Annotated in this window: 4 protein-coding genes and 1 pseudogene; 1 reads left to right on the forward strand and 4 read right to left on the reverse strand. The window is 76.7% G+C overall.

The window, feature by feature from the left end; all coding sequences use genetic code 11:
- Positions 1 to 306: 306 nt before the first annotated feature.
- Positions 307 to 1101, forward strand: coding sequence for a GNAT family N-acetyltransferase (locus ACFV4F_RS39140; RefSeq protein ID WP_380510043.1), 795 nt, complete (start codon positions 307 to 309; stop codon positions 1099 to 1101).
- A 14-nt stretch (positions 1102 to 1115) separates the two neighbouring features.
- Here ACFV4F_RS39140 and ACFV4F_RS39145 read toward each other — a convergent pair whose 3' ends face one another.
- From ACFV4F_RS39145 to ACFV4F_RS39160, 4 genes and pseudogenes are all read right to left on the reverse strand, one after another.
- Positions 1116 to 2084 carry an NADase-type glycan-binding domain-containing protein gene (locus ACFV4F_RS39145; protein WP_380510065.1) on the reverse strand — a complete coding sequence of 323 codons (969 nt, stop codon included), beginning with the start codon at positions 2082 to 2084 and terminating at the stop codon, positions 1116 to 1118.
- 195 nt (positions 2085 to 2279) lie between these two features.
- Positions 2280 to 2345 (reverse strand): annotated as a pseudogene (locus ACFV4F_RS39150) (zinc-ribbon domain-containing protein); the annotation flags it as partial.
- A 3-nt stretch (positions 2346 to 2348) separates the two neighbouring features.
- A complete protein-coding gene (locus ACFV4F_RS39155) occupies positions 2349 to 2921 on the reverse strand; it encodes a phage tail protein I (RefSeq protein ID WP_380510046.1) in 573 nt (190 codons plus the stop codon).
- A gap of 73 nt (positions 2922 to 2994) precedes the next feature.
- Positions 2995 to 4605: a putative baseplate assembly protein gene (locus ACFV4F_RS39160; protein ID WP_380510049.1), complete on the reverse strand. Its 1611-nt coding sequence runs from the start codon at positions 4603 to 4605 to the stop codon at positions 2995 to 2997.
- Positions 4606 to 4668 lie beyond the last annotated feature (63 nt).

Genomic DNA, 4668 nt, shown 5'->3' on the forward strand with positions numbered 1-4668 from the left:
CCCAGCTCCGGGGCGTGTTCCGCACCGGCCCCACCGGCCGCCCACGCGACGACCGCGTCGCGGAACGCCGTCATGCCCGCCGCCACGTCCCCCGCCGAACTCCCATGACCCGCTGCGCTCATGGCCGCATCCAAGCAGAAGAAGCAGGGGATGACCTCGGATTTTCCGGCGCCGGACGCGGCGTCGTGCCGGAGCGAGAGCCCTCCGATCAGCGACGAGGCCGCGGTGCGGGCGGAGCGGAGCAGATGGGCACCGACCGGCGGAAAAGCGTTGGCGCGCCCGTCGGCGCCGTGCTGGAGTGGGCGGATGGATCATGGAGAACTGCTCGCCCTGTTCGACCGCCGGCTGCGACGTGAGGCGAAGCCCGACAGCGCCGGTGCCCGGATCGAGCGGGACGGCGGCGTCCTCCGGCAGGTCGGCGCACCGCACGACTGGAACGGCGTGCTCTGGTCGGACCTCGACGAGGCCGGCGCGGACGCGGCGATCGCCGCGCAGGTGCGCTACTTCACCGCGCGGGGGCTCGAGTTCGAGTGGAAGGCGTACGCACACGACCGACCCGACGACCTCGGGCGGCGGTTGCGGGCCGCCGGGTTCACGCCGGAGCCGGAGGAGGCGGTCATGGTCGCCGCCATCGCGGACCTGCCCACCGATGCCGCGCTGCCCGAGGGCGTGCACCTTCGCCAGGTGACCGACGCCGCCGGGGTGGACCTCGTCGCCGAGGTCCACGAGCAGGCGTTCGGCACCAGCAGTGCCCGGCTGCGGCAGCGGCTGCTCGACCGGCTCGACCGGAACCCCGGGACGGTCGGCACGGTGGTCGCGATGGCCGGCGAAGTGCCGGTGTGCTCGGCGCGGATGGAGCTGTACCCGGGTACCGAGTTCGCGGGCCTCTGGGGCGGCGGCACGGTCGCCGCCTGGCGGGGCCGGGGCATCTACCGGGCCCTGGTCGCCCACCGCGCCCGGATCGCCGCCGACCTCGGCTACCGCTACCTCCAGGTCGACGCGAGCGACCAGAGCCGGCCCATCCTCCAGCGCCTCGGGTTCGCGGTTCTCAGCACCACGACCCCGTACGTCCACCAGGCCGGGCACGACGGCGGGGCATAGGCGGGCGAAGGGGCTCAGGCGCGCTTGAAGAACTCCACCTCCGCCAGGGCGATGGGACGGCCGGGGGCGGTGCCGGCGGCCTCCTGGACGGTGAGCCTCACCTGGGTGACGTCGCTGATCCCGGTCGCCACGGTCTGCGGTCCCGGCTGGTCGTTGAGCGTGACCTGCCGGCGGTGCACGGTGCCGTCCGACGAGGTGACGTCCATGGCCAGGACGAGCGGGCGGGCCTGCTCCTGGAAGTGCTGCGGGTCCGCGGTGCCGCCGGTGTGGACGATCAGGTCGACGAGCCGGTACGGGGTGCGGAAGTCGAAGGTGATGGAGTCCCCGACCGCGGGTGCTCCCCAGTAGGTGTTGGTGAGGCCGTCGTCGGCGGCCGTCGCCGGGTGGCCCTCGACGGCGGCGCTCGCCGTGGTGCGGGAGGGGGCGATCGCGGCGGTGCTGCCGAGCTTGTCCCGCACGTCCTCGAAGGCCCGCCGGCCCGCCGGGTACAGCAGGATCGCCGCGATCACGAGCGCGGCCAGGGCGAGCAGCGCGATGGTGCGGCGCAGCGCGTTGCCCGAGCCGCCGATCCGCGTCCGGCGGCGGAACGGCCAGCGGGTGCGCCACCAGGGCAGCTTCGGTGCGGCCGAAGTCGGGGTCAGCGGTGCGGCGCAGCGGCGGCAGAAGCGGCGGTCGGGCAGGTTGGGCGTGCCGCAGCGGGGGCAGGGCGGGCCGTCGGGGAGCTCGTCGGCTGCGGAGGGGCGGACGACGGGGCGGGCCGGGAGGGGTTTGGCGGGCTCGACGGCGACCGGGTCGGCTTGCGGAGCAGGGGCCGGGGCCGGAGCCGGAGCAGGGGCCGGGACAGCGGGAGCGGGATCCGGCGTCGATGCGCGCTTCGGTTCGACGGCCGGCGACGGTTCGGGGGCGGGGACGGGTTCGGGGACCGGCAGCGGCGGCACCTCCGCCTGCGGGGCGGGCGGCTGCTCCTTCCTCGCGCGCGTCACCCGTCGCGACACCGCCCGCCAGGTGGATTCGGTGCGGGCCGTCTCGGGCTCAGTGGGCTCAGGCGCATGCGCGGGCTCGGCCTTCGCGGGCTCAGGCGCCGGCGCGGGCCCAGGCGCGGGCGCAGGCCCAGGCCCGGGCCCGGCCGTCGCAGGCGCAGCCTTCGCCGCGGCGCTGCGCGACCAGCCCAGGTACGCACCGCAGTTGCCGCAGAAGTCGTCGCCCTCTCCGTTGGCCGTCCCGCACTCGGGGCACACCGGCATCCGTCAGCCCTCCGCTCGTCCGGGCAGCCCCGGCGGACCGGGCAGGATCTCCACCCGGCAGTTCAGGTGGACCGGGCAGCCGGCCCTGACGACGGCCAGCACCTGCTCCGCGTCCGGTTCCGGTCCGTTCAGGGGCCAGACCCGGACGAGCACCTCACCGCCCCCGCCGGGCGGCAGGGCGGCGCCGGGAGCGGTCGACCAGGAGACGCCGCCGCCGTCCGTGATCTCGGCGCCGGCGCCCAGCACCAGCCGCAGCCGCTCGACGAGCCCGCGCCGGGTGCCGCGCCAGCGGTGGAGCTCCATCGCGCGCCCGACCACCGCGCGGCGCACCTCGTCCGGCCAGGCCGGGTCGACGTCCACCGCGAGCCAGGTCGCCAGCCAGTCGAGGAAGTCGGCCGGCGCGAGGCGGGGCCGGAAGTAGGCGGGCAGGTTGTCCAGCGTCGCGAAGACGGGGGCGAGGACGGTGTCCAGGCCGGCCGTGAAGCGCTGGGCGAGGTCGTCGTCGGCGAAGAGGGCGGGCAGCAGCTCGCCGATGGGGTGCGGGCTCGGCAGACCCGGGACGGCGGCACGCGTCATGCGTCCGCCTCGCCCCGCTCGGCAGGGGCCTCGACCCATGCGCACCTTCCGATGACGAGCTCGCTGCGCTCACTCATGACGCACCGCCGTCGGAGGCCACCGCCGTGACCACCACCTGGTGCTGGTGGGAGAAGACCAGCGCGTCCGCCGGCACCTCGACCCGCTCGGCGGGCGCGCCCCGGCGGCCGGTGATGGGGTCGGCGGGGAAGAGCCGCAGCTCCTCCACGCCCGTGACGGCGGCCACCCGCTGGAGCACGGCGAACACCTCCCCGTACTGCACCGCCCGCCCGAACGGCCAGCCCGTGCCGTCGGCGCCGCCGCGCAGCGGGTTGAGGTACCGGTACAGCGTGGCGAGCACCGCGTCGCGGACGCGGTCGGGGTCCGCGGAGCGGGTCGTGAGCCGGGCCACCACCGTGACGCCCTGGTAGGTCGGCGGCTGCACGGCGACCCGGGTGCCGATCAGCCGCCGTTCGTCGAGGGCCGACGCGACGGCGGCCAGGACCTGTTCGTCGGGGATCAGCTGCTCGAAGCGCAGCCGGTCGCCGTCGTCGGCGACCGCGTCGGGCACCACCAGCACGCGGACCGCACCCGCCTCGCCACCGCCGGGCACGCAGGTGATCCGGGCGGCGGACGGCGCGGCCTGGCGGGCGATCAGCTCGTAGTCCCCGGCGGTGACGGCGCGTTCCTGGAGCCGCAGCTGGTGCGGGGCGCGCAGTTTGGCATTCTCGACGGTCTCGCCGTCCACGCCGCCCCTGGCCGCCTCGCGGTTGTCCACCCGGGCGATGTACGGGACGGAGCTGCGCAGCACGGTGATCGTGCCGCGGGCGACGTTGCCGGCCGTCCCGCCGCCGGTGCGGTAGTGCGGGACCCGGAGGTGGGCGCCCTTGGGCGGCACCGCGCCGAAGGAGCGGAGGGTGCCGTCGGGTTCCCGGACGGCGGGCGGGAAGAGGAACTCGCCGGTGGTCGCGTCGAGCACCACGTGCCGGTCGGCCGGTGCGGAGTCGCCGAAGTGCTCGACGACCGTCCAGCGCTGCCAGCCGTCGCCGGCCGAGGCCTCGACGACGGGCGGTTCGCCGTCGAGCAGGACCGGCGGCCGGGCGAGCCGGAAGTGCTGGCCGGCGACGCCCTCGGAGGTGCCGAGCGACGCGCTGGTGACGGTCTGGGCGTGGACGGCGGTCGCGGTGCCGCCGACGGTGAACACCTCGGCCCGGCGGACGGTCGGCGACTCCGAGTAGAACGGCTGGCCGGGCCGGGGCTCGGTGACGCGGCAGCGCAGCCACGCGGCCCGGCGCCCGGCGACGACCGACGCGGTGTGCCCGGCGGGCACGAACACCACCACCTCGCCGGGCCGGTTGAGGCCGCCGGTGGTGTCGGTGCCGGTCTCGCAGGCGCTCCAGCTCGCGCCGTCCCACACCTCCCAGGTCAGCGGCGGCTGGCGCGGGTCGACGCCGACGCCCTCCACCCGGCTGTCGAGCCGGACGACCAGGATGCAGCGGGGCACGACGGCGGGCAGCGCGAAGAGCATCGCGTCGCCGACCTCCGGGCGCGGCTGGAAGCACGGCACGTCCGTCCCGTCGGCCAGCCGGTCCGTGGCGTCGGACTGTTCCCCGGAGGCGGAGAGGGTGACCAGGCGCTCCAGCGCGCTGGGGACGATCGGGAGGGGGGCGCGGGGGGGGGTGAACACCCCCCCGGGGGGGGGGGGGGGGGCGGGGGGGGCCCCCGGGCGGGGGCCCCCCGGGCACGCGGC

This window comes from Kitasatospora sp. NPDC059722 (genome assembly GCF_042733235.1).
Taxonomy (GTDB): domain Bacteria; phylum Actinomycetota; class Actinomycetes; order Streptomycetales; family Streptomycetaceae; genus Kitasatospora.